The organism is Pseudomonas sp. DL, from assembly GCF_047199225.1.
GTDB classification, from domain to species: domain Bacteria; phylum Pseudomonadota; class Gammaproteobacteria; order Pseudomonadales; family Pseudomonadaceae; genus Pseudomonas; species Pseudomonas aeruginosa.
This window is the reverse complement of the sequence record NZ_CP178323.1, coordinates 5,814,832-5,839,368: the sequence shown is the minus strand read 5'-3', so window position 1 is coordinate 5,839,368 and position 24,537 is coordinate 5,814,832. Positions and strand designations below refer to the sequence as shown.

At 66.8% G+C, this 24,537-nt stretch carries 16 protein-coding genes; 10 read left to right on the top strand and 6 right to left on the bottom strand.

What is annotated here, in order from left to right:
• Together ACI766_RS27240 and ACI766_RS27235 are read right to left on the bottom strand one after the other, a co-directional pair.
• The gene (locus ACI766_RS27240; protein ID WP_003114562.1) at positions 1-1,743 is read right to left on the bottom strand and encodes a potassium/proton antiporter; all 1,743 of its coding nucleotides are present in this window, start codon (positions 1,741-1,743) and stop codon (positions 1-3) included.
• A 292-nt stretch (positions 1,744-2,035) separates the two neighbouring features.
• On the bottom strand, positions 2,036-3,838 hold the full coding sequence (locus ACI766_RS27235; RefSeq protein WP_003114561.1) for an acyl-CoA dehydrogenase: 1,803 nt from the start codon (positions 3,836-3,838) through the stop codon (positions 2,036-2,038).
• Between the two features lie 302 nt (positions 3,839-4,140).
• On the opposite strand from ACI766_RS27235, the gene ACI766_RS27230 reads away from it, so the two are divergent.
• Complete coding sequence (locus ACI766_RS27230; protein WP_003114560.1) at positions 4,141-4,977, top strand: 23S rRNA (adenine(2030)-N(6))-methyltransferase RlmJ; 837 nt, start codon at positions 4,141-4,143, stop codon at positions 4,975-4,977.
• Positions 4,978-4,980: 3 nt separating this feature from the next.
• Here ACI766_RS27230 and msrA read toward each other — a convergent pair whose 3' ends face one another.
• The 4 genes from msrA to aceE form a co-directional block, all read right to left on the bottom strand.
• Positions 4,981-5,628, bottom strand: coding sequence for a peptide-methionine (S)-S-oxide reductase MsrA (gene msrA, locus ACI766_RS27225; protein WP_003095789.1), 648 nt, complete (start codon positions 5,626-5,628; stop codon positions 4,981-4,983).
• 93 nt (positions 5,629-5,721) lie between these two features.
• A complete protein-coding gene (gene dipA / locus ACI766_RS27220; protein ID WP_003106476.1) occupies positions 5,722-8,421 on the bottom strand; it encodes a phosphodiesterase DipA in 2,700 nt (899 codons plus the stop codon).
• Positions 8,422-8,838: 417 nt separating this feature from the next.
• Positions 8,839-10,482: a dihydrolipoyllysine-residue acetyltransferase gene (aceF, locus tag ACI766_RS27215; RefSeq protein ID WP_003125595.1), complete on the bottom strand. Its 1,644-nt coding sequence runs from the start codon at positions 10,480-10,482 to the stop codon at positions 8,839-8,841.
• A 144-nt stretch (positions 10,483-10,626) separates the two neighbouring features.
• Positions 10,627-13,275 (bottom strand): pyruvate dehydrogenase (acetyl-transferring), homodimeric type, encoded by a 2,649-nt coding sequence (gene aceE, locus ACI766_RS27210; protein WP_003114556.1) that lies wholly within the window; start codon positions 13,273-13,275, stop codon positions 10,627-10,629.
• A gap of 281 nt (positions 13,276-13,556) precedes the next feature.
• Between aceE and glnE the strand changes: the two genes are divergently transcribed.
• Genes glnE through ACI766_RS27165 form a run of 9 tightly spaced genes read left to right on the top strand, consistent with a single transcriptional unit; the run spans position 13,557 to position 24,530 of the window.
• Positions 13,557-16,505, top strand: a complete 2,949-nt coding sequence (gene glnE, locus ACI766_RS27205; protein WP_003146359.1) for a bifunctional [glutamate--ammonia ligase]-adenylyl-L-tyrosine phosphorylase/[glutamate--ammonia-ligase] adenylyltransferase — start codon at positions 13,557-13,559, stop codon at positions 16,503-16,505.
• 55 nt (positions 16,506-16,560) lie between these two features.
• Positions 16,561-17,484 (top strand): branched-chain-amino-acid transaminase, encoded by a 924-nt coding sequence (gene ilvE / locus ACI766_RS27200; RefSeq protein WP_003095783.1) that lies wholly within the window; start codon positions 16,561-16,563, stop codon positions 17,482-17,484.
• A 59-nt stretch (positions 17,485-17,543) separates the two neighbouring features.
• Positions 17,544-18,581 carry a lipopolysaccharide heptosyltransferase II gene (gene waaF / locus ACI766_RS27195; RefSeq protein WP_003109905.1) on the top strand — a complete coding sequence of 346 codons (1,038 nt, stop codon included), beginning with the start codon at positions 17,544-17,546 and terminating at the stop codon, positions 18,579-18,581.
• On the top strand, positions 18,578-19,645 hold the full coding sequence (waaC, locus tag ACI766_RS27190; RefSeq protein ID WP_019485817.1) for a lipopolysaccharide heptosyltransferase I: 1,068 nt from the start codon (positions 18,578-18,580) through the stop codon (positions 19,643-19,645). Before waaF ends, waaC begins: the two co-directional genes overlap by 4 nt.
• The gene (locus ACI766_RS27185) at positions 19,642-20,763 is read left to right on the top strand and encodes a glycosyltransferase family 4 protein (protein ID WP_003116148.1); all 1,122 of its coding nucleotides are present in this window, start codon (positions 19,642-19,644) and stop codon (positions 20,761-20,763) included. The genes waaC and ACI766_RS27185 overlap by 4 nt, the downstream gene beginning before the upstream one ends.
• On the top strand, positions 20,760-21,566 hold the full coding sequence (rfaP, locus tag ACI766_RS27180) for a lipopolysaccharide core heptose(I) kinase RfaP (protein WP_003114553.1): 807 nt from the start codon (positions 20,760-20,762) through the stop codon (positions 21,564-21,566). Before ACI766_RS27185 ends, rfaP begins: the two co-directional genes overlap by 4 nt.
• Positions 21,566-22,300: a lipopolysaccharide kinase InaA family protein gene (locus tag ACI766_RS27175; protein ID WP_003161989.1), complete on the top strand. Its 735-nt coding sequence runs from the start codon at positions 21,566-21,568 to the stop codon at positions 22,298-22,300. The genes rfaP and ACI766_RS27175 overlap by 1 nt, the downstream gene beginning before the upstream one ends.
• Positions 22,297-23,055, top strand: coding sequence for a lipopolysaccharide kinase InaA family protein (locus tag ACI766_RS27170; protein ID WP_003095770.1), 759 nt, complete (start codon positions 22,297-22,299; stop codon positions 23,053-23,055). Before ACI766_RS27175 ends, ACI766_RS27170 begins: the two co-directional genes overlap by 4 nt.
• Positions 23,052-24,530 (top strand): lipopolysaccharide kinase InaA family protein, encoded by a 1,479-nt coding sequence (locus tag ACI766_RS27165; RefSeq protein ID WP_023086706.1) that lies wholly within the window; start codon positions 23,052-23,054, stop codon positions 24,528-24,530. The genes ACI766_RS27170 and ACI766_RS27165 overlap by 4 nt, the downstream gene beginning before the upstream one ends.
• The last annotated feature ends 7 nt before the right edge of the window (positions 24,531-24,537 follow it).

The window sequence follows — 24,537 nt, the reverse complement described above, 5'->3', positions numbered from 1 at the left end:
TCAGAGGAAAAGTCCGGGCCCTGGGCGGCCTTCCGGAAACTTCACGCCGACCTTGCGGATACGGTTGCCTTCCAGGGCGGCCACGGTCCAGGTCAGGCCGTTCCACTCCACCTGGTCGCCGATCACCGCTTCGCCGCCGATCTCGTGGGCGATGAAGCGGCCCAGCGCTTGCTCGCCGTCGATGCCGTCGAGCTTCAGGCCGTAGAGCGAGGCCACCGCCGACAGCTGGGCATCGCCTTCCAGCACGAAGTCGCCGAAGAAGCGCGCGCCGAGGCCCCGGTCGGGCGCCTGGCTGAACAGCTTGCCGAGGGCCGGCAGGTCGTGTTCGTGGCCGATCACGCAGAGAATGTCGTCGGCCTCGAGGATGGTGCTGCCCGACGGGTGGAGCAGTTCGGTGCCGCGGAACAGCGCGGCGATCCGGGTCCCGCCGGGCATCTTCAGCTCGCGCAGGGCGGCGCCGATGCACCACTTTTCCTTGTTCAGGTGGTAGACGAACAGCTCCCACTCGCTGGTCGGGTGGATCTCCAGGCCGGCGCGGGATATCGGTGCCGGGTCCGGCGGCACCACCACCCGCAGCAGCCTGGCCGCCCAGGGCAGGCTGGTGCCCTGCACCAGCAGTGAGACCAGGACGATGAAGAAGGCCACGTTGAAGAACAGCTGGGCGTTCGGCAGGCCGGCCATCAGCGGGAACACCGCGAGGATGATCGGCACCGCGCCGCGCAGGCCGACCCAGGCGATGAAGGCTTTCTCGCGGTCGTGGAAGGCGCGGAACGGGATCAGTCCGATCAGTACCGACAGCGGTCGTGCCACCAGGATCATCCACAGCGCCAGGGCCAGTGCCGGCAGGGCGATCGGCCACAGGTCGTGGGGTGTGACCAGCAGGCCGAGGACCAGGAACATGCCGATCTGCGCCAGCCAGGCCATGCCGTCGAGCATGTGCAGGATGCCGTGGCGGCTGCGGATCGGGCGGTTGCCGAGGAGCAGGCCGCACAGGTAGATGGCGAGGATGCCGCTGCCGCCGACGGCGTTGGCCAGGGCGAACACCAGCAGGCCACCGCTGATCACCAGCAACGGGTAGAGGCCGCCGGCCAGGTGCATGCGGTTGATCAGTTGCAGCAGCAACCAGCCGCCGCCAAGACCGAGCAGGGCGCCGAGACCGAACTGCTGCACCAGGTGCAGGGCGAAGCCCCAGCTGAGGCCGGTCTGGCCGCTGGCGAGCATCTCGATCAGGGTCACGGTGAGGAACACCGCCATCGGGTCGTTGCTACCCGATTCGATTTCCAGGGTCGCGGTGACCCGCTCGTTGAGACCTTTGCCGCCGAGCAGGGAGAACACCGCGGCGGCGTCGGTGGAGCCGACGATGGCGCCGATCAGCAGGCCTTCCATCCAGTGCAGGTCGAACAGCCAGGCTGCCGCGATGCCGGTCAGGCCGGTGGTCACCAGCACGCCCAGGGTGGCCAGCGACAATGCCGGCCAGAGCGCCACGCGGAAGCTGGAGACGCGGGTGCGCAGGCCGCCGTCGAGGAGGATCACGGCGAGCGCCAGGTTGCCCACCAGGTAGGCCATCGGATAGTTGTCGAAGACGATGCCGCCGACCCCGTCGTTGCCGGCGATCATGCCGACGGCGAGGAAGATCACCAGGATCGGGATGCCCAGGCGGGAGGACAGCGAGCTGACGAGGATGCTCATGCCGACCAGCACCGCCCCGATCAGGAAGAAATTATTGACGGTGACGGCGTCCAAGGTCGGCCTCCTCGCGGCGGGACAGGGGGAAGGCGACGCTACGGGTCGGTTTTACGTAGGGGAATTACGTAGACAGGATGCAGGCCGCATGCCAAGTGATTCTAACCTGCGGATTTGGCGGACTGTAAAGGGGCGGCTGCGGTTTTTTTCGAAGGAATTCCAAGGCTTTCGCGTTGTCCGGGCGAGTGCGCGCGGACTCGCCGGCGTGGCCGCCAGGCAACGGCAACCCGGCGTCCATGCCCGGACATAAAAAAGCCCCGGACGTGACCGGGGCGGGAAAGGGCAGGCAGGATCAGAACCATTCTTCCTGCATGCTCGAACACACGTCGTCGCGGGCCTCCAGCAGCGCCAGTTCGTGGTGGCAGCCAGGCACTTCCCAGGTCAGGAAGTAGCGTGCGGCCTGCAACTTGCCGCGATAGAAGTCGGCGTCGGCGCAGTCGCCGCGAGCCAGCCCTTCCTCGGCGCGGATCGCCTGCTCCAGCCAGCGCCAGCCGATCACCGCATGGCCGAACACTTTCAGGTACAGCGCCGAGTTGGCCAGGCCCTGGTTGACCTGGCCCTGCATCAGGTCGCCGAGCAGTGCCAGGGTCACCTCGGACAGCCGCGCCACCAGCCGTTCCAGCGGCTGGCGCAGGGCGACCAGGGATGGGTGGGCTTCGGCGCGCCGGCAGGCATCCTGGATCAGGCGGGTCAGCTGGCGCAGGCCGGCGCCATTGTTCTGCCCGACCTTGCGTCCCAGCAGGTCGAGGGACTGGATGCCGTGGGTGCCTTCGTGGATCGGGTTCAGGCGATTGTCGCGGTAGTACTGTTCCACCGGGTATTCGCGGGTGTAGCCGTGGCCGCCGAGGATCTGGATCGCCAGCTCGTTGGCCTTCAGGCAGAACTCCGAGGGCCAGGACTTGACGATCGGGGTCAGCAGGTCGAGCAGGTCGTGGGCCTGGCGGCGCTGTTCGTCGTCTTCCAGGGTCTGGCTGTCGTCGAACAGGCGCGCGGCGTACAGGCCCAGGTCGAAGGCGCCTTCGACATAGGCCTTCTGGGTCAGCAGCATGCGCCGCACGTCGGCGTGGCGGATGATCGCCACCTGTGGCGCGCTCGGGTCCTTGCCGTCCGGCAGGCGGCCCTGCGGGCGTTCGCGGGCGTACTCCAGCGAATAGAGGTAACCGGCATAGCCAAGCATCACCGCGCCCATGCCGACGCCGATGCGCGCCTCGTTCATCATCTGGAACATGTAGGCCAGGCCGTGGTGCGGCTTGCCCACCAGGTAGCCGACGCAGGCGCCGTTGTCGCCGAAGTTCAGCGCGGTGGAGGTGGTGCCGCGATAACCCATCTTGTGGAACAGGCCGGCGAGGATCACGTCGTTGCGCGGCCCGAGGCTGCCGTCGGCGTTGACCAGGAACTTCGGCACGATGAACAGCGAGATGCCTTTCACCCCCGGCGGTGCATCCGGCAGCTTGGCCAGGACCATATGCACGATGTTCTCGGAGAGCGGGTGGTCGCCGCCGGAGATGAAGATCTTGTTGCCCTTGATCCGATAGCTGCCGTCGGCGGCCGGTTCGGCGCGGGTGCGGATGTCGGAGAGGGAGGAGCCGGCGTGCGGTTCGGTGAGGGCCATGGTGCCGAAGAAGCGGCCCTCGATCATCGGTTGCAGGAAGCGCTGCTTCTGCTCCTCGCTGCCGAAGCTCTCGATCAGGTTGGCGGCACCCATGGTCAGGAACGGATAGGCCGAGCTACCGACGTTGGCCGCCTGGAAGTGGGCGAAGCAGGCCTGCGACAGCAGGGTCGGCAACTGCATGCCGCCTTGCTCGAAGCTGCGGGTGGCGTTGAGGAAGCCGGCGTCGAGGAAGGCATCCACTGCCGGCTTCACTTCCGGAATCAGCGTGGCTGAGCCATTCTCATAGAGCGGCTCGTGTTCGTCGCCCTTGCGGTTGTGCGGGGCGAACAGCTTTTCCGCCAGGCTCCGCGCGGTGCCGAGGGCGGCATCGAAGGTTTCGCGGCTATGTTCGGCGAAGCGCGGGCGCTGGGTCAGGGCTTCGGCATCGAGGACTTCGTACAGCTCGAACGCCAGGTTGCGGGAACTGAGCAGGGTTTCGGACATGACGACCTCGGCGAAAGGGGGATCGTGGGGCGGCGCGGCGAAGGCATCGACCGTCGCAGGCGGTGCCAGGGTGCCAGCGAGTCTAGGCTGGTGAATGAAGGTCGCCAACCAACATCGATATGCGTGATACAAGGGCCAAACCTGCGACGGCGAGACCGCTGCCGAAGCCTCGGGAGGCTGGTAGAATCCGCGCCCCTCGCCCATGGGCGAGGGCCTGTGCCGACGCGGGGTCGGCGCGAAACCGCCGGGGCCGGGCGGTCCGGCTAGCAGCGCTGCCTGGCGCTGTCCAAGGAGCAGTCATCATGAACTATCGTCACGCTTACCACGCCGGCAACCATGCCGATGTCTTCAAGCACCTGGTGCTGGCGCGGATCTTCGCCCTGCTGGGGCGCAAGGACACGCCGTACGCCTACCTGGACAGCCATTCCGGGGTCGGCCTCTACGACCTGCAGGGTGACGAGGCCAGCCGCACCGGCGAGTGGGAGCAGGGCATCGCCCGCCTGTGGGAGCGCGAAGGCCTGCCCGAGCAACTGGACGATTACCTGGACGTGATCCGTCACCTGAACCCGGACGGCTCCCTGCGCTACTACCCGGGCTCGCCGGAACTGGCGCGGCGCCTGACCCGCGCCCAGGACCGCGTGCTGCTCAACGAACTGCATCCCGAGGACGGCCGCCTGCTCAAGGCCAACATGGCGGGCGAACGGCGGGTCGCCGTGCACCAGGGCGACGGTTGGCTGCTGCCGCGGGCGTTCCTGCCGGCGCCGGAAAAGCGCGCGGTGCTGCTGATCGATCCGCCGTTCGAGCAGGCCGACGAATTGCAGCGTTGTGTCGCTGCGCTCGACGAGGCGATCGGGCGGATGCGCCAGACGGTGGTGGTGATCTGGTATCCGATCAAGGACCAGCGCCAGCTCAAGCGTTTCTACCAGGCCCTGGAACGTAGCGTCGCGCCGAAGCTGCTGCGTGCCGAGCTGCACGTGCATCCGATCGACGACGCCGAGCGTTTCAACGGCTCCGGGCTGGCCATCGTCAATCCGCCGTGGCCGCTGGAAGACGAACTGCGCGACCTGCTGCCCTGGCTGGCCGAGGTCATGGCCCAGAGCCAGGGCGGCTGGCGTCTCGACTGGCTGGTGGCGGAATAGTCGTCAGGCCGGCAGGCACACCCCGGTGCCGCCCAGGCCGCAGTAGCCGTTGGGGTTCTTCGCCAGGTACTGCTGGTGGTAGGCCTCGGCGTAGTAGAAGGGCGGGACGTCGGCGATCTCGGTGGTGATGCGGTCGTAGCCGGCTTTCGCCAGTTCGGCCTGGAAGCTCTCCCGGCTGGCCATGGCCGCGGCTTTCTGGGCCGCGTCGAAGGTGTAGATCACCGAGCGGTACTGGGTGCCGATGTCGCCGCCCTGGCGCATGCCCTGGGTCGGATCGTGGGCTTCCCAGAATACCTTGAGCAGCTGTTCGAAGCTGGTCTCCTGCGGGTTGTAGACCACCAGCACGACCTCGCTGTGGCCGGTCAGGCCGGAGCAGACTTCGTCGTAGGTCGGGTTCGGCGTGTAGCCGCCGGCATAACCCACCGCGGTCACCCAGACACCCGGTTGCTGCCAGAGGCGACGCTCGGCGCCCCAGAAGCAGCCCATGCCGAACAGCACCTGTTGCAGGCCGGCGGGGAACGGCGCGGTCAGCGGGCGGCCGTTGACGAAGTGCGCTTCGGGCACCGGCATGGCGCTTTCGCGACCCGGCAGGGCCTGGTCCGGCGTGGGCAGCTCGCTTTTCTTGGTGAGGATTTCAGAACGCAGAACCATGGCTCTCGTCTCCTGCTCAGGGGGTAGGCGAATGACTCGCGGATGAGCACAGAGAGTACAGCCTTTCCGCGCCGGCGGGGGAAGCCTGGGCGATCAGTGCAGGGTGCGGCAGGGATAGCGCAGCAGACTGGTATTGAGCAGGTCGCTGGGGATCGGCCGGTCGAACAGGTAGCCCTGGCCGATGTCGCAGCGGTTGCGCCGGAGGAAGGCCAGTTGCTCGGCGCTCTCCACGCCTTCGGCGACTACCTTGAGCTTGAGGTTGTGGGCCATGGCGATCACCGCCGAGGTGATTTCCATGTCGTCCTGGCTGTCCGGGATGTCCTTGATGAAGCTGCGGTCGATCTTGATCACGTCGATGGGGAATTTCTTCAGGTAGCTCAGTGACGAGTAGCCGGTGCCGAAGTCGTCCATCGCCAGGGTCAGGCCGAGGCTCTTCAGGCGTTCGAGTTGCTGGCGGGTATCGTCGGTGGCGTCCAGCAGCAGGCTTTCGGTGAGCTCCAGTTCCAGCTGGCTGGCCGGGATGTTCTCTTCGTGGAGGATCGCCGCGATCGAGCCGACCAGGTCCGGGTCGGTGAACTGCTTGGGCGACAGGTTGATGGCGATCTGCAGCTCGCCCAGCCCGGCCTCGGCCAGCTCGCGGGCCTGGCGACAGGCTTCGCGGATCACCCACTTGCCGATCGGCACGATCAGCCCGGTTTCCTCGGCCACGCTGATGAAGCGGTCCGGGCGGATCATGCCTTTTTCCGGATGCTGCCAGCGCAGCAGGGCTTCCAGGCCGAGCAACTGGCCGCTGCGCAGGCACAGCTTGGGCTGGTAGTGCACCGCCAGTTCGTTCTGCGCCAGGGCGCGGCGCAGGTTGCTCTCGACGAACAGCTTGTAGCTGGCCTCGGCGGTCAGCGCCTCGGTGAACACCTGGACCTGGTGCTTGCCGTTGGCCTTGGCCTTGTGTAGCGCCAGGCCGGCGTACTTCATCAGGGTCTGCGGGTCGCAGCCGTGCTGCGGGGCGCTGGCCAGGCCGATGGAGCCGGTGATGTTGATCAACTGGTTGTCGACGAACAGCGGCTTGTCGAGCATGTGCAGGACCTGCGCGGCAATGCTTTCGCCCTTTTCCACCGCGGTGTCGTCGAGCAGCACGGCGAACTCGTTGCTGGCGAAGCGCGCCAGGGTGGCGCCGTCGCCGAGGCAACTGCGCAAGCGCCGGGCCAGGCTGACCAGCAGCTTGTCGCCGGTCTGGTGGCCGAGGCTGTCATTGATCCGCTTGAAGTTGTCGATGTCCACCAGCAGCAGGCTGAGCGGGCGGTCGCCGCTGCTTTCCAGGCGTTCCTCGAGGGCGCCGATGAAATAGTGCCGGTTGGCTAGGCCGGTGAGGTTGTCGCGGTAGGCGAGTTTCTCGATGTGCTGCTGGGCCAGCTTGTTCTGCGTGATGTCTTCGTAGATGCCGATGTAGTGGGTCAGCTCGCCGAGATCGTCGTAGACCTTCGACAGCGACAACTGGCCCCAGTAAGGCTCGTGGTTCTTGCGGCGGCTGCGGAACTCGCCCTGCCAGCTGTTCTGCTGAGTCAGCGCGGAACGCGCGTCGAACAGCAGCTCGCTGAGGTTCTCCAGCGCCGGTAGCTCGGACAGGCGTCGGTTACGCACTTCGTCGGCGCTGTACTGGGTGATCGAGGTGAAGCTCGGATTGACGTATTCCACCACGCCGTCGCGGTCGATCAGCAGGAAGGCACTGGCGCTCTGTTCCACCGCGCGCTGGAACAGGTGCAGGGCGCTGGAGACATTGCGTCGCTCGTGGTTCATCAGGACCTGCGCGTACTGGTCGGCGAGTTCCCCGGCGAAGGCGATCTCGTCGCTCTGCCACATGCGGTTCTCGCCGGCGTGTTCCAGGCACAGCACGCCGACCACCTCGCCGCCGATGCGGATGGTGGCGTCGAGCAGGGCGTTGACGCCCAGCGGCTTCAGGTAGTCCTTGTAGAGTTCCTGGGTGCGTGGGTCGCGCTGGGCGTTGTGGGCGTCGATGGCGCGCCCGCTGTGTACCGCCTCGAGGTAGGCGGGGTAGCGGCTGGCGTCGATGCTCTGGGGCTTCTCGTACTGGTCGAGGTCGCGGCGGTAGACGGTCACCGCTTCCAGGCGCTGGTCGTCGAGCAGCCGCCAGATGCCGGCTCGCGCGGTGCCGTAGGCTTCGCAGGCGGCCTGGGTGATCAGTTGCGCAGCCTCCAGCAGCGGGTCGCTGGACAGGTAGCGATGGCGGGCCAGGCGGACGATCAGGTTCTGCTGGGTGCGCGAGCGCAGCAGGTGTTGCAGGTGGTCGTCCTGGGAGCGCTGGTAGAGGTCCAGGGACGCCTTCAGGCGCAGGTTCTGCGATTCCAGGTCGAGCAACTGTTCGCTGCGCTCGGCGCTCTCCGCTCGCTCCTCGACCATCAGGTAGCCGTGCAGCAACTGGCGGCCATGCTGCTGGAAGGCTTCGCCGAACTCCAGCATGGTCAGCACGCCGTTGGGTGTGTGCAGCTTGTAGCTCACCTGGTAGTGCGGGCGCTTCACCAGTTGCTGCTGGATCTGCTCGTGCAGGCGGTGGCGGGCCTCGGGTTCCATCAGGCTGGCGTAAGGCGCATCGAGCAGTGCGCAGAGGGTAGTCGCCGGCAGCCCGAGCTGGCGCTCGCAGGCAGGATCGAGGAACAGCAGTGCCCAGCTCGGCTCGTTCAGCCGCTCGAAACGCAGCAGCCCGAGCCGCGACGGCACGGGTAGCTGCGTGACAACCTCGGCCGCCGAACGGCTGGCGGCATCGGGATGACTTTTCATGCGAGGCTGATTCCAGGTACTGAGCGAGGGGGAGGCCTCGACCCGTTTCGATGGGGTGCAGGCAAAGGGTGCATTATGCCGATTGGTCTGACAAGTAACTCTGTATCGGCCCGGCAGGGCCCAAGTTAAGCGTATCCGGGAAAAAACCGCTGGACGGTCGGAGGTCTGCGGTGCCGCTGGAAAAGCCCTGTTTTTCGTAGGGTTGGCTTCGCCGGGAGGGTTGGCGTCGAGCGCCTGTCATCGTGCGCGCCGAACTCGCGCCTGCGGGTCCTGTGGCATTCGCTGGCGGTACGACGGGACGCAGTTTCGCCGAGCCGTCAGGCGGGCAAAAAAAGCCCCACCATCCGGTGGGGCCGAGAGACGAGCGTGGCATGCTCGCGAGAGGGGCTGGCCGCTCCGTGGGGAGCGGCGCAGGTATTACAGGAGCAGGGTGCGGATGTCCGCCAGCAGCTCGCCCAGGCGCTTGGTGAAGCGCGCCGCGGCGGCACCGTTGATCACGCGATGGTCGTAGGACAGCGACAGCGGCAGCATCAGGCGCGGCTGGAAGGCCTTGCCGTCCCATACCGGCTGCATGGTCGCCTTGGACACACCGAGGATCGCCACTTCCGGCGCGTTGACGATCGGCGTGAAGCCGGTGCCGCCGATGTGGCCGAGACTGGAGATGGTGAAGCAGGCGCCCTGCATGGCATCGGCCGAGAGCTTCTTGTTGCGGGCCTTGTCGGCCAGCTCGGCGGCCTCGGCGGCCAGTTGCAGGAGGCTCTTCCGGTCGACATCGCGGATCACCGGGACCAGCAGGCCGTCCGGAGTGTCCACGGCGAAGCCGATGTGTACGTACTTCTTGCGGATCAGCGCCTTGCCGCTGGGGGCCAGCGAACTGTTGAAGTCCGGCAGTTCCTTGAGCAGGTGGGCGCAGGCCTTGAGCAGGATCGGCAGTACGGTCAGCTTGACCCCGGCCTTCTCCGCCGCGGCCTTCTGGGCAACGCGGAAGGCTTCCATGTCGGTGATGTCCGACTGGTCGAACTGGGTCACGTGCGGCACGTTCAGCCAGCTGCGATGCAGGTTGGCGGCGCCGACCTGCATCAGGCGGGTCATCGCCACTTCTTCCACTTCGCCGAACTTGCTGAAGTCGACTTCCGGGATCGGCGGGATGCCGGCTCCGCCGGTGGCGCCGGCACCGCCGGACTTGGCGCGCTGCAGTTGCTCCTTGACGAAGACCTGGACGTCTTCCTTGAGGATGCGACCCTTGGGACCGCTGGCTTTCACTTCGCTCAGCTCGACGCCGAACTCGCGCGCCAGCATGCGCACCGCCGGGCCGGCGTGGACCTTGGCGCCGTCGCGGCTGGGTGCGCCGACCGGAGCCGGGGTATCGGCCTTGGCTGGCGCAGGGGCCGCCGCGGCGGGCTTCTGCTCGGCGGCGGGCGCCGCGGCCTGGGCCGGAGCGGCTGCCGGTTGCTCTTCGGCTGCCGGAGCGGCGCCTTCCACCTTCAGCTTGAGGATCAGGTCGCCGGTGCCGACTTCGTCACCGACCTTGATCGAGACGCTTTCCACCACCCCGGAGGCCGGCGAGGGAATCTCCATGCTGGCCTTGTCGGATTCCAGGGTGATCAGCGACTGGTCGGCCTCGACCGTGTCGCCGGCCTTGACCATCACTTCGATGACGTTGGCCTTGCCGGCCGAGCCGATGTCCGGGACCTTGATGTCCTGGACGCTGGCCGCGGCGGGGGCGGCCGGCTTGCTCTCGCTCGGGGCGGGAGCAGGCGCTTCGGCTTTCGGCGCTTCCGGTTGGGCGGGCGCTGCCTCGGCCTTGGCTTCGGCAGGCTGTTCGCCGCCTTCCACTTCCAGCTCGAGGATTTCGTCACCTTCTTTCAAGGTGTCGCCGACCTTCGCCTTGATGCTTTTCACTACCCCGGCCTTGGGACTGGGGATTTCCATGCTGGCCTTGTCGGATTCCAGGGTCAGCAGGCTCTGATCGGCCTCGACCTTGTCGCCGGGCTTGACCAGCAGCTCGATGACTTCACCCTCACCGTTGCCGATGTCGGGTACGCGAATGAGTTCGCTCACATTCCTCTCCTTTTACGTGCCACCACCGCTGTGCGGCGCGCAAAACAAAGACTTTTGGTCCTTGGTTCGTTGTGAGCCGGCGCCGCCCGTTGGCGGCGCCGGCGTGCTCGAAACCCCTCGCTGCCGAGGGGAGTATGGAGCGAATTAGCAATCCAGCGGGTTGCGCTTCTCCGGATCGATACCGTACTTGGCGATGGCCTCGGCCACCACTTTCGGCTCGATATCGCCGCGATCGGCCAGCGCTTCGAGCGCGGCCAGCACCACCCAGTGACGATCCACTTCGAAGAAGTTGCGCAGCTTCTTGCGGCTGTCGCTGCGGCCGAAGCCGTCGGTGCCGAGCACCTTGTACTCCTTGGAGGGAACCCACTGGCGGATCTGCTCGGCGTAGAGCTTCATGTAGTCGGTGGAGGCGATCACCGGGCCGCGACGGCCGCCCAGGCACTCCTCGACGTAGCTCTGCTTCGGCTTCTGGCCCGGATGCAGGCGGTTCCAGCGCTCGACGGCAAGGCCGTCGCGACGCAGCTCGTTGAAGCTCGGCACGCTCCAGACGTCGGCGCCGATGCCGAAGTCGTTGCGCAGCAGCTTGGCCGCTTCCTCGACTTCGCGCAGGATGGTGCCGGAGCCCAGCAGTTGCACGTGGTGAGCGGCTTCCTTCTTGTCCTCCTCGAGGAGGTACATGCCCTTGATGATGCCTTCCTCTGCGCCCTTCGGCATGGCCGGCTGGACGTAGTTCTCGTTCATCACGGTGATGTAGTAGAAGATGTCCTGCTGCTCTTCGATCATCTGCCGCGAGCCTTCGCGGATGATCACCGCCAGTTCGTAGGCGTAGGTCGGATCGTAGGTGCGGCAGTTCGGGATGGTCGAGGCCAGCAGGTGGCTGTGGCCGTCCTCGTGCTGCAGGCCTTCGCCGTTCAGCGTGGTGCGACCGGCGGTGCCGCCGATCAGGAAGCCGTGCGCGCGGCTGTCGCCGGCGGCCCAGGCCAGGTCGCCGATGCGCTGGAAGCCGAACATCGAATAGAAGATGTAGAACGGCAGCATCGGCTGGTTGTGGGTGCTGTAGGAGGTACCGGCGGCAATCCAGCTGGACATGGCGCCGGCCTCGTTGATGCCTTCCTCGAGGATCTGGCCCTTCTTGTCCTCGCGGTAGAACATCACCTGGTCCTTGTCCACCGGCTCGTAGAGCTGGCCGACCGAGGAGTAGATGCCGAGCTGGCGGAACATGCCTTCCATGCCGAAGGTACGGGCCTCGTCCGGGACGATCGGGACGATGCGCGGGCCGAGTTCCTTGTCCTTGACCAGCTGCGAGATGATCCGCACGAAGGCCATGGTGGTGGAGATCTCGCGATCGCCGGAGCCGTCGAGCATGGCCTTCAGGGTTTCCAGCGGCGGAACCGGCACGCTCATGCTCTTCTGCCGGCGCACCGGCATGAAGCCGCCCAGCGCGGCGCGGCGCTCGGCCAGGTACTTGGCCTCGGCGCTGCCTTCTTCAGGCTTGTAGAACGGCAGCTTCTCCAGGTCGGCGTCCTTGACCGGGATGTCGAACTTGTCGCGGAACGCGCGCAGGCTGTCGACGTCGACCTTCTTCACGTTGTGCGCGATGTTCTTCGCTTCGCCGCTGCCGGTGCCGTAGCCCTTGATGGTCTTGGCCAGGATGACGGTCGGCTGGCCCTTGTGGTTGACCGCCTGGTGGTAGGCCGCATAGACCTTGTAGGGGTCGTGGCCGCCGCGGTTGAGCTTCCAGATTTCCTCGTCGGAAAGGTCCTTGACCATTTCCAGCAGTTCCGGACGCGCGCCGAAGAAGTGCTCGCGCACGTAGGCGCCGTCTTTCGCCTTGTAGTTCTGGTATTCGCCGTCGATGACCTCGTCCATGCGCTGCTGCAGCAGGCCGGCGGTGTCCTTGGCGAACAGCGGGTCCCAGAAGCGACCCCAGATGACCTTGTTGACGTTCCACTCGGCGCCGCGGAACACGCCTTCCAGTTCCTGGATGATCTTGGCGTTGCCGCGGACCGGGCCGTCGAGGCGCTGCAGGTTGCAGTTGATGACGAAGATCAGGTTGTCGAGTTTCTCGCGGCCGGCCAGGGAGATCGCGCCGAGGGATTCCGGCTCGTCGCACTCGCCGTCGCCCATGAAGCACCAGACCTTCTGCTTGCCGGCGGGGATGAAGCCGCGGCTTTCCAGGTACTTCATGAAGCGTGCCTGGTAGATCGCCTGGATCGGGCCAAGGCCCATGGATACGGTGGGGAACTGCCAGAAGTCTGGCATCAGCCAGGGGTGCGGATAGGAGGACAGGCCGTTGCCGTCCACTTCCTGGCGGAAGTTCTCCAGTTGTTCCTCGCTGATGCGGCCTTCGAGGAAGGCCCGGGCGTAGACGCCGGGGGACGCGTGGCCCTGGAAGAACACCAGGTCGCCGCCGTGTTCGTCGGTGGGAGCCTGGAAGAAATAGTTGAAGCCGATGTCGTAGAGGGTCGCCGAGGAGGCGAAGGTGGAGATGTGGCCGCCCAGGTCCGGGTCGTGCTTGTTCGCCCGCATCACCATCGCCAGGGCGTTCCAGCGCACCAGGGAGCGGATCCGGCGTTCCATGAACAGGTCGCCGGGCATGCGTGCTTCGTGGGTTACCGGAATGGTGTTGCGATAGGGCGTGGTGATCGCGTAGGGCAGTTGGGTGCCGCTACGGCTGGCCAGCTCGCCCATGCGGGTCATCAGGTAATGAGCGCGGTCTTCACCTTCGCGGTCGAGTACGGACTCCAGGGCGTCCAGCCATTCCTGGGTTTCGACGGGATCGAGGTCTTGCATGGCTTGCTCCAGGGCGGAAAGGCTTCCAGAATCGGATGCCATAGGTGAGCGGCCGGCCTCGTGGGCGACCGCAGCTAATTCTTGGATGTTCTCCGGGGGTGTACCCGGCGACTTGTAGTTTTACTACAGATCAGTCTGAGAAACAGCCCTCTGGATACAATTTTTAGTAGTAAAACTACATTTCGATTGTCGCTGTCAGGCTATAAGGCCCGATGTAGAGCCTTTTCGACGTTGTGCGTCGAGCCTGTGGTCTTCGGTCGGAAGCCCAAACAGGATAGACCATGAGCCTGCCTTCGCTGGCGAATCTGCCGGCCACCCTGCTGCCCGCCGCCGAACGCGCCGGGACTGCCCTCCGCTCCGCTGTCGCCGCCCTCGATGCCGCCGCCCTGGCCCGCCTGGAGGCCTGGCCCGAGGAGCGCCTGGAGGATTTCCGACGGGTCGCCGCGGCCAGCGATTTCGTCGCCGAGCAGGCAGTGCGCGACCCGGCGATGCTGCTGGAACTGGCCGAACGCGGCGAGCTGGAGAACCCCCACGCGCCCGGCGAACTGCGCAGTCAGTTGCAGGCGCGGCTGGAGGATTGCGCCGACGAGGACGAACTCGGTCGGCGCCTGCGACGTTTCCGCACACGCCAGCAACTGCGCATCATCTGGCGCGACCTGACCCGCCGCGCCGCGCTGGCGGAAACCTGTCGCGACCTGTCGGCCCTGGCCGACGCCTGCATCGACCTGGCTTGCGAGTGGCTCCATCGGCGCCAGTGCGAGCAGTTCGGCACGCCGATCGGCCGGCGCTCCGGCGAACCGCAGCGGATGGTGGTCCTCGGCATGGGCAAGCTGGGCGCGGTGGAACTCAACCTGTCGTCGGACATCGACCTGATCTTCGGTTACCCGGAGGGCGGCGAGACCGAGGGGGCGAAGCGTTCGCTGGACAACCAGGAGTTCTTCACCCGCCTGGGGCAGAAGCTGATCAAGGCGCTGGATGCGATCACCGTCGACGGCTTCGTCTTCCGCGTCGACATGCGCCTGCGTCCCTACGGCTCCAGCGGACCGCTGGTCTACAGCTTCGCCGCGCTGGAGCAGTACTACCAGGACCAGGGGCGCGACTGGGAGCGCTACGCGATGATCAAGGCGCGGGTGGTCGGCGGCGACCAGCAGGCAGGCGAGCAACTGCTCGGCATGCTGCGGCCGTTCGTCTATCGGCGCTACCTGGACTTTTCCGCCATCGAGGCGCTGCGCACCATGAAGCAGCTGATCCAGCAGGAGGTCCGGCGCAAGGGGATGTCGGAAAACATCAAGCTGGGCGAAGGCGGTATCCGCGAGGTGGAGTTCATCGCCCAGGCCTTCCAGTTGATCCATGGCGGGCGCGACCTGAGCTTGCAGCAACGGCCGCTGCTGAAGGTGCTGGCGACCCTGGAGGGGCAGGGCTACCTGCCGCCGGCGGTGGTCGAGGAGCTGCGCGGCGGCTACGAGTTCCTGCGCTACGCCGAGCATGCCATCCAGGCGCTGGCCGACCGGCAGACGCAAATGCTGCCCAGCGACGAATACGACCGCATCCGCGTGGCCTTCATCATGGGTTTCGCCAGTTGGGCCGCATTCCACGAGCGCCTGAGCCACTGGCGGGCGCGCATCGACTGGCACTTCCGCCAGGTGATCGCCGACCCGGACGAGGACGAAAGCGGCGAGGCGGCCTGCGGCAGCGTCGGCGCCGAGTGGATCCCGCTGTGGGAGGAGGCGCTGGACGAGGAGTCGGCCAGCCGGCAACTGGCCGACGCCGGCTTCGTCGATGCCGAGGCGGCCTGGAAGCGTCTCAGCGATCTGCGCCACGGCCCCCAGGTACGAGCGATGCAGCGTCTCGGCCGGGAGCGCCTGGATGCCTTCGTTCCGCGCCTGCTGGCGATGACCGTGGAAAACCCCCAGCCGGACCTGGTGCTGGAGCGGGTCCTGCCGCTGGTGGAAGCGGTGGCGCGGCGTTCCGCCTACCTGGTGTTGCTGACCGAGAACCCCGGCGCGCTGGAGCGCCTGCTGACCCTCTGCGCGGCCAGCCCGATGGTTGCCGAGCAGATCGCGCGGTTCCCGATTCTACTCGACGAGCTGCTCAACGAGGGGCGCCTGTTCCGTCCTCCACAGGCCGCCGAGCTGGCCGCCGAGCTGCGCGAACGGCTGATGCGGATTCCCGAGGACGACCTCGAGCAGCAGATGGAGACCCTTCGTCACTTCAAGCTGGCCCACGGGCTGCGGGTGGCGGCCTCGGAGATCGCCGGCACGCTGCCGTTGATGAAGGTCAGCGACTACCTGACCTGGCTGGCCGAGGCGATCCTCGTCGAGGTCCTCGAACTGGCCTGGCGGCAGTTGGTGCAGCGTCACGGCCGGCCGTTGCGCGCCGACGGCACGCCGTGCGATCCGGACTTCGTCATCGTCGGCTACGGCAAGGTCGGCGGGCTGGAGTTCGGCCATGGCTCGGACCTCGACCTGGTGTTCATCCATGACGGCGACCCCCAGTGCGAGACCGATGGCGGCAAATCCATCGATGGCGCGCAGTTCTTTACCCGCCTGGGGCAGAAGATCATCCATTTCCTCACCGCGCAGACGCCATCCGGCACCCTCTACGAGGTCGACATGCGCCTGCGTCCGAGCGGCGCGGCCGGCCTGCTGGTGAGTTCGCTGGGCGCCTTCCAGCGCTACCAGGAGCAGGAGGCCTGGACCTGGGAGCACCAGGCGTTGGTCCGCGCCCGGGTGCTGGCCGGTTGCCGGCGGGTGCAGGCGAGCTTCGAGGCGGTACGTGCCGAGGTGCTGGCGAGGCCGCGCGATCTCGACGCGTTGCGCACCGAAGTCAGCGAAATGCGCGCCAAGATGCGCGACAACCTGGGAACCCGCGCGACCGCCGCCGGTACCGCCTCGAATGCCTTCGAGGCCACGGCAGCCTTCGATCTCAAGCACGATGCCGGTGGTATCGTCGATATCGAATTTATGGTGCAATATGCGGTTCTAGCTTGGTCCGGAGAACACCCGGCGCTGCTCGAATTCACCGATAACATCCGCATTCTGGAAGGACTGGAACGGGCTGGCCTGATCGCCAGCGAGGACGTCCGTCTCCTGCAGGAGGCCTACAAGGCCTATCGCGCAGCCGCACACCGCCTGGCACTACAGAAGGAGGCCGGGGTCGTGAGCGGCGAGCACTTCCAGACGGAGCGGCGAGAAGTGATCAGGATCTGGCGCGAGCTGCGGCTCGGCTGATCCACTCAGGCACGTAACGCAAGTACGTAACGAATATCTGAAGGAGCTGGCAACTATGTCGATGGCCGATCGTGATGGCGTGATCTGGTATGACGGTGAACTGGTGCAGTGGCGCGACGCGACCACGCACGTGCTGACCCATACCCTGCACTATGGAATGGGCGTGTTCGAGGGCGTGCGCGCCTACGACACCCCGCAGGGCACGGCGATCTTCCGCCTGCAGGCGCATACCGACCGGCTGTTCGACTCCGCGCACATCATGAACATGCAGATCCCGTACAGCCGCGACGAGATCAACGAGGCGACCCGCGCCGCCGTGCGCGAGAACAACCTGGAAAGCGCCTATATCCGCCCGATGGTGTTCTACGGAAGCGAAGGCATGGGCCTGCGCGCCAGCGGCCTGAAGGTCCATGTGATCATCGCCGCCTGGAGCTGGGGCGCCTACATGGGCGAGGAAGCCCTGCAGCAAGGCATCAAGGTGCGCACCAGTTCCTTCACCCGCCACCACGTCAACATCTCGATGACCCGCGCCAAGTCCAACGGCGCCTACATCAACTCGATGCTGGCCCTCCAGGAAGCGATCTCCGGCGGCGCCGACGAGGCCATGATGCTCGATCCGGAAGGCTACGTGGCCGAAGGCTCCGGCGAGAACATCTTCATCATCAAGGATGGCGTGATCTACACCCCGGAAGTCACCGCCTGCCTGAACGGCATCACTCGTAACACTATCCTGACCCTGGCCGCCGAACACGGTTTTAAACTGGTCGAGAAGCGCATCACCCGCGACGAGGTGTACATCGCCGACGAGGCCTTCTTCACTGGCACCGCCGCGGAAGTCACGCCGATCCGCGAAGTGGACGGTCGCAAGATCGGCGCCGGCCGCCGTGGCCCAGTCACCGAAAAGCTGCAGAAAGCCTATTTCGACCTGGTCAGCGGCAAGACCGAGGCCCACGCCGAGTGGCGTACCCTGGTCAAGTAAGCACCGAAGAAGGGTGTGACAGGGAGGCGAAAGCCTCCCTGATCATTTCCGGAGCCTGAATGAGAATTCTGATCGTAGGTCCCTCCTGGGTGGGGGACATGGTGATGGCGCAGACCCTGTTCCAGTGTCTGCGCCAGCGGCATCCCGAGTGCGTGATCGACGTGCTGGCGCCCGAGTGGAGCCGACCGATCCTCGAGCGCATGCCCGAGGTGCGCCAGGCCCTGAGCTTCCCGCTCGGCCACGGGGTGATGGACGTCGCCACACGGCGCCGGATCGGACGCGGCCTGCGCGGTCAGTACGAGCAGGCGATCCTGCTGCCCAACTCGCTGAAGTCGGCGCTGGTGCCCTGGTTCGCCGGAATACCGAAGCGCACCGGCTGGCGCGGCGAGATGCGCTACGGGCTGCTCAATGACATCCGCAAGCTCGACAAGCAGCGCTATCCGCTGATGATCGAACGCTTCATGGCCCTGGCCTTCGAGCCGGGCGTGGAGTTGCCGAAGCCCTATCCGCAGCCGCGCCTGCGGATCGACGACGGCAGCCGCCAGGCGGCGCTCGACAAGTTCGCCCTGAGCCTGGACCGCCCGGTGCTGGCGCTCTGTCCCGGCGCCGAGTTCGGCGAGGCCAAGCGCTGGCCGGCGGAACACTACGCCGCGGTCGCCGAGGCGAAGATCCGTGCCGGCTGGCAGGTCTGGCTGTTCGGCTCGAAGAACGACCATCCCGGTGGAGAGGAGATTCGCCAGCGCCTGATTCCGGGGTTGCGCGAGGAGTCCTTCAATCTTGCCGGGGAGACTTCGCTGGCCGAGGCCATCGACCTGATGTCCTGCGCTGGCGCGGTGGTGTCCAACGATTCCGGCCTGATGCACGTGGCGGCCGCGCTGGATCGCCCGCTGGTGGGCGTCTATGGCTCCACCTCGCCGCAGTTCACCCCGCCGCTGGCGGACCGGGTGGAGATCGTCCGCCTCGGTCTCGAGTGCAGCCCGTGCTTCGAGCGCACCTGTCGCTTCGGCCACTACAATTGCCTCCGCGAGCTGCCGCCTGGCCTGGTATTGCAAGCCCTGGAGCGGCTGGTCGGCGATCCTGCCGAGGTCGCCGGATGAGGGTACTGCTGGTCAAGACCTCGTCCCTCGGCGACGTGATCCACACCCTGCCGGCGCTTACCGACGCCGCCCGGGCGATTCCCGGCATCCAGTTCGACTGGGTGGTGGAGGAAGGTTTCGCCGAGATTCCCGCCTGGCATCCGGCGGTGGCGCGGGTGATCCCGGTGGCGATCCGGCGCTGGCGCAAGAATCTCTGGCAGACCCTGCGCAACGGCGAATGGCGGCGCTTCAAGCAGCGCCTGAAGGAAGTCGACTATGACCTGGTGATCGACGCCCAGGGGCTGCTGAAGAGTGCCTGGCTGACCCGCTACGTGGGCAAGACGCCGGTCGCCGGTCTCGATCGCGACTCGGCGCGCGAGCCGCTCGCCAGCCGCTTCTATCGCCGTGCCTATCCGGTCGCCTGGGGACAGCATGCGGTGGAGCGCACGCGCCAGTTGTTCGCCCAGGCGCTGGACTACCCGTTGCCCGAGTCGGTCGGTGACTATGGCCTGGACCGCGAGCAGTTGGCCGACGCCGACCCTGGCGCGCCGTACCTGGTGTTCCTGCACGGTACTACCTGGGTCACCAAGCATTGGCCGGAAGCCTACTGGCGCGAACTGGCCGAGCGCATGTGCGAGCGCGGCTGGTCGGTGCGCCTGCCCTGGGGCAGCACCGCCGAGCGGGAGCGGGCCGGGCGCCTGGCAGCGGGGTTGGAAAATGCCGCGGTACTCCCCAGATTATCCCTGGCCGGCATGGCCAAGGTGCTTGCCGGCGCGCGCGCCTGCGTGGCGGTGGATACCGGCCTCGGTCACCTGGCGGCGGCGCTGGACGTGCCGACGCTGTCGTTGTTCGGCCCGACCAATCCTGGCTTCACCGGCGCCTACGGGCGCTCCCAGGTACACCTGGGCAGCGACTTCCCCTGTGCGCCGTGCCTGAAGAAGACCTGTACCTACCAGCCGACCGAAGAGGACCGCAAACTGTTCGATCTCAAGCGTGAGCAGCCGCTGTGCTTCACCCGGCTGAATCCCCAGCGCGTGGCCACCCAGCTGGAGGCCATGCTGCTGGCCCCGGAGACCCTCCGATGACCCTGGCGTTCATCCTCTACAAATACTTCCCCTTCGGCGGCCTGCAGCGCGACTTCATGCGCATCGCCCTGGAATGCCAGCGGCGCGGGCACGACATCCGCGTCTATACGCTGATCTGGGAGGGCGACGTGCCGGACGGCTTCGAAGTGCTGGTGGCCCCGGTGCGCTCGATCTTCAACCACCGGCGCAACGAGAAGTTCACCGCGTGGGTCCGCGCCGACCTGGACAGGCGCCCGGTGCAGCGGGTGATCGGCTTCAACAAGATGCCCGGACTGGATGTCTACTACGCCGCCGACGCCTGTTTCGAGGAAAAGGCCCAGACCTTGCGCAACCCGCTGTACCGCCAGTGGGGCCGCTACCGCCACTTCGCCGGCTACGAACGGGCAGTGTTCGACCCGGCCTCGAAGACCGAGATCCTGATGATCTCCGAGGTGCAGCAGCCGCTCTTCGTCAAGCACTACGGCACCCAGGCCGAGCGTTTCCATCTGCTGCCGCCGGGGATCAGTCAGGATCGCCGGGCGCCGGCCAACGCCGCGGACGTGCGTGCGGAATTCCGCCGCGAGTTCGGCCTGGAGGAGGACGACCTGCTGCTGGTGCAGATCGGTTCCGGCTTCAAGACCAAGGGCCTGGATCGCAGCCTGAAGGCGCTGGCCGCGCTGCCCAAGGCGTTGCGCAGGCGTACCCGGCTGATCGCCATCGGCCAGGACGATCCCAAGCCGTTCCTGCTACAGATCGCCGCCCTCGGTCTCAACGACCAGGTACAGATCCTCAAGGGGCGCAGCGATATCCCGCGCTTCCTGCTCGGCGCCGACCTGCTGATCCACCCGGCCTACAACGAGAACACCGGTACGGTGCTGCTGGAGGCGCTGGTCTCCGGCCTGCCGGTGTTGGTGACCGATGTCTGCGGCTACGCCCACTACATCGCCGAGGCCGACGCCGGGCGGGTGCTGCCGAGTCCCTTCGAGCAGGACAGTCTCAACCGCCTGCTCGCGGAAATGCTGGAGGACGCTCCGGCGCGCGCCGCCTGGTCGCGCAATGGCCTGGCCTACGCCGATCACGCCGACCTCTACAGCATGCCGCAGCGCGCCGCCGACCTGATCCTCGGGGAGGCCTCATGAGGCTGGTGCTGGAAGAGCCGTTCAAGCGCCTGTGGAACGGGCGCGACCCGTTCGAGGCGGTGGAGGCGCTGCAAGGCAAGGTCTACCGCGAACTGGAAGGGCGCCGCACCCTGCGCACCGAGGTCGACGGGCGTGGCTACTTCGTCAAGATCCACCGTGGCATCGGCTGGGGCGAGATCGCCAAGAACCTGCTCACCGCCAAGCTCCCGGTGCTCGGCGCGCGCCAGGAGTGGCAGGCCATCCGGCGCCTGCACGAGGCCGGCGTAGCGACCATGACCGCGGTCGCCTACGGCGAGCGCGGCAGCGATCCGGCGCGGCAGCATTCCTTCATCGTCACCGAGGAACTGGCGCCGACCGTGGACCTCGAGGTGTTCTCCCAGGACTGGCGCGAACGTCCTCCACCGCCGCGGCTCAAGCGCGCGCTGGTCGAGGCGGTGGCGCGGATGGTCGGCGACATGCACCGTGCCGGAGTCAACCATCGCGACTGCTACATCTGTCATTTCCTGTTGCACACCGACAAGCCGGTGAGCGCGGACGATTTCCGCCTCTCGGTGATCGATCTGCACCGTGCCCAGACCCGCGACGCCACGCCGAAACGCTGGCGTAACAAGGATCTGGCGGCATTGTATTTCTCTGCGCTGGACATCGGACTGACGCGTCGCGACAAGCTACGCTTCCTGCGCACCTATTTCCGCCGGCCGTTGCGCGAGATACTGCGCGACGAGGCCGGCCTGCTGGCCTGGATGGAACGCAAGGCGGAAAAACTCTACGAACGCAAGCAGCGTTACGGAGACCTGCTCTGATGGCGGGGTGGACCCTCGAACCCGATTACCGTCACCTGGCCGCCGACTTCGGTAGCCTCGATAGCGTGTTCGCCCTGGAGGGCGAGCGCCTGACCCGCGACCCGTTGTCCGAAGTCATCCGCATCGAGCGCGACGGCGTGCGTTACTACGTCAAGCGCTACCGCAGCGCCGGCAAGGGCCTGCGCCGCTACCTGGCGCGACCGCGGATCAAGGCCGAGTGGCAGAACCTCAAGCGCTTCGAGAAGTGGGGCATTCCCACCGCCGAAGTGGTCGCCTGGGGGCTGGAGCGCAAGGCCGGCGCCTTCCAGCGCGGCGCCATGATCACCCGCGAGCTGCCGGGCACCGAGGACTTGTCGGTGCTCGCCTGCAACCGGGATCCGCGCCTGAAGGACCCGCGCTGGGTGGACGGCGTCAGCCGGCAGATCGCCAAGGCTACGCGCCTGATGCACGACCAGCATTTCACCCATAACGACCTGAAGTGGCGCAACCTGCTGGTGGACGCCCAGCCGCTGGTGTATTTCATCGACTGCCCGAACGGCGCGTTCTGGTGGAGCTTCATGCTGCGCTACCGGATCACCAAGGACCTGGCCTGCCTGGACAAGGTGGCCAAGTACCACCTGTCGCGCACCCAGCGCCTGCGCTTCTACCTGCAATATCGCCGTCGCCGGCACCTGAACGAATCCGACAAGAAGCGTATTCGCCAGGTGGTGGCTTTCTTCGAGGGGCGCGAATGAGCGTTTTCATCGCCGCGCAGGACCACGACCTGCTCCAGCGCAACCGTCTGGACAGCTTCGACGCCCTGTGGGCCTTGCAGCTGGATGCCGTGGACGAACCGAATACCGAACGGGGTGGCTGGAGCAGCGTCTACCGTCTCGACCTGGGCGACTCCGCCTACTACCTGAAGCGCCAGAGCAACCACCTGACCCGCAGCCTGCGCCATCCGCTGGGCGAGCCGACCTTCGCCCGCGAGTTCCGCAACATCGAGCGCTACCGGGCGCTGGGCATTCCCGCCCTGCAGGCGGCGTTCTTCGCCCAGCAGGCGGTCGGCGGAGAGCGCCAGGCGATCCTCCTGACCCGCGCCCTGGACGGTTGGCAGGACCTGGACACCTGGCTGGCGTCCTGGCACGACCTGGCCGAAGAGCGGCGCCGGGCGATTCTCCGGGCGGTTGGCAGGCTGGCGCGCCAGCTGCACGCGGCCGGACAGATGCATGGTTGCTTCTATCCCAAGCATGTATTCCTCCGCGAGGGGGCCGATGGTGTCTTCGAGGCCTGCCTGATCGACCTGGAGAAGACCCGGCCGATCTGGTTCGGCCGCCGCGACCAGGTCAAGGACCTGGAGCCGATGCTGCGCCGTGCCCCGGACTGGAGCGAAGCGGACGTGCACGAATTCATCTCCGCCTATGTCGACGAACCCCTCGACTCGGCCGAGGTCGAGCAGTGGTATCGCCTTCTCGACCAGCGCCGTCGGCGCAAGGAGTCGCGCCGATGAGACTGGCCGAACTGCAAGCCGCCGGGCGCCACCCGCAACTGCCATTGCGGGTGACCCTGGCGGATGGCGCTGGCGCTGCCGAACTGCGCCTGGACAGTCTGCTGCGGGTGCTGCCCGGGCAGCGCTACGTCGGTGCCGGCGAATGGCGTGGGCGCAAGGTGCTGGCCAAGCTGCTGGTGGGCGGCAAGGCCGCACGGCATTTCCAGCGCGAACTGGAAGGGGCGCGTCTGCTCGCGGCCCAGGGGCTGACCACCCCGGCGCTGCTGGCCGACGGGCTGCAGCAGGGCGAGGGCGGCTGGTTGCTGTTCGACTACCTCGACGCGGCGCAGAGCCTCGGTGACGCCTGGCGTGCGGTGGAGGCCCAGGCGCCGCTGGGCGATGCCCAGCAAGCGGTGCTCGGCGAAGCCCTGGCAGCCATTGGCGAGCTGCATGCAAAGGGCCTCTGGCAGGACGACCTGCACCTGGACAACCTGTTGCGCCACGCCGGCCGCCTGTATCTCATCGACGGTGGCGGCGTGCGTGCGGAAACTCCCGGCCAGCCGCTGTCGCGACAGAAAGTGCTGGAAAACCTCGGGGTGTTCTTCGCCCAGTTGCCGGCGCTCTTCGATCCTTTCCTGGAGGAGTTGCTGGTGCATTACCTGCTGGCCAACGGCGAGCATGCGCTGCCGCTCGAAGCCTTGCAGAAGGAAATCGCCAAGGTTCGCCGCTGGCGGGTGCGCGACCTGCTGAGGAAGGTCGGTCGCGACTGTAGCCTGTTCAGCGTCGTGCGCGGTCCGTTCCGCCTGTTCGCCGCTCGCCGCAGCGAGGCCGAGACGATGGCGCCCCTGCTGGCGGACGCGGACCGCCTGATCGCCGCCGGCCACGTCTACAAGGACGGCGGCGCGGCCACCGTCGCCCGGGTCGAAGCGAACGGCCGCACGCTGATCATCAAGCGCTACAACATCAAGGGCTGGGTCCATTGGCTGAAGCGCTTCTGGCGGCCGAGCCGGGCCTGGGCCTCCTGGCGCGAAGGCAACCGCCTGGAATTCCTCGGCATCGCCACCGCCCGTCCGCTGGCGATGCTGGAGCGGCGCTGGTGCTGGCTGCGCGGGCGCGCCTACCTGATTACCGATTATCTCGGCGGTCAGGATATAATCGCTCGTTTTAAGCCTTGCCTGGACATGCCCGATGGCGCCGTTTCGCCACCGGAAGCCGAGTTGGCGGCACTGGATCGGCTGTTTTCGACGCTGATCCGCGAACGCATCAGCCACGGCGACCTGAAGGGACACAACCTGTTCTGGCAGGCCCATGAACAAGGCGGCGAATGGGCGCTGATCGACCTGGACGCGATGCGCAAGCATCACAGCCAGGCGTCCTTTGCCCGCGCCTACGCCCGCGACCGCGCGCGCTTCCTGCGCAACTGGCCGCAGGACAGCGGCCTCTACCGGCTGCTGGAGCAACGGATTCCCCGCCTCGGCGACGCCGCCGGGGCTTGAACGACAA